This window comes from Fusobacterium sp. DD2 (assembly GCF_018205345.1).
Taxonomy (GTDB): Bacteria; Fusobacteriota; Fusobacteriia; order Fusobacteriales; family Fusobacteriaceae; genus Fusobacterium_A.
The window spans coordinates 1-590 of the sequence record NZ_JADRHM010000135.1 but is presented as its reverse complement, the minus strand read 5'-3'; the positions used below and the strand labels follow the sequence as shown (position 1 = coordinate 590).

The following is a 590-nucleotide window of genomic DNA, read 5'->3' as shown; positions in this document are numbered from 1 at the left end:
TGATAAATTGGATAATTTAATTAAAATAGAAGCACATGGAAATAAAATGTCTAGTATAAAATTTTTAGACCAAATCTTTATCTATGGACGTTTTATTAACTTTGAAAGAAATATAAAAAACATCATAAAGTTACCATTTGATATATCTAATCATTCGGTATTTTGTACAAGTTGGCATAGTAAAACTTCTGAAATAATTTCTATAAATGCAGATGTTGCAGATAAGCATAATTTAGAAATACTATGTACTAGTGAAACACGTTCAACAATCTCAGGATTTTATTTAGTTATTGGAAATTATGAATTGGATAATTAATTTTCTATACCAACTACAAATATACTACAAATACCTGGGTTTACATCAAAAAGTTTTATTATGTTTCTATCTCCACCAGTAATTTTAGCTGTTTGACATATTACAGATTTTCCAATAAATCCATTTTGTAATTCAATAGAAATTTCCTTTTGAAAGGATTTTAGAATAAAAAAACCATAATAAAAAATTTGATTTTTTATCTTGAACTTAAAAATATTTCTTATAAATTCATTGTTCAATTGTACATCTTCAATACTGCATAAATTATTAAATT

2 protein-coding genes are annotated in these 590 nt (G+C 23.1%); one reads left to right on the top strand and one right to left on the bottom strand.

Annotation, left to right across the window (positions count from 1 at the left end; translation table 11 throughout):
- The coding region (locus IX290_RS11455) for a hypothetical protein (protein WP_211493321.1) at nt 1-316 on the top strand (316 nt) is incomplete at its 5' end.
- Here IX290_RS11455 and IX290_RS11450 read toward each other — a convergent pair.
- Nucleotides 313-590 (bottom strand): hypothetical protein (locus tag IX290_RS11450; protein WP_211493320.1); only part of this gene is annotated, 278 nt, incomplete at its 5' end. The two genes, IX290_RS11455 and IX290_RS11450, sit on opposite strands and share 4 nt — an antisense overlap.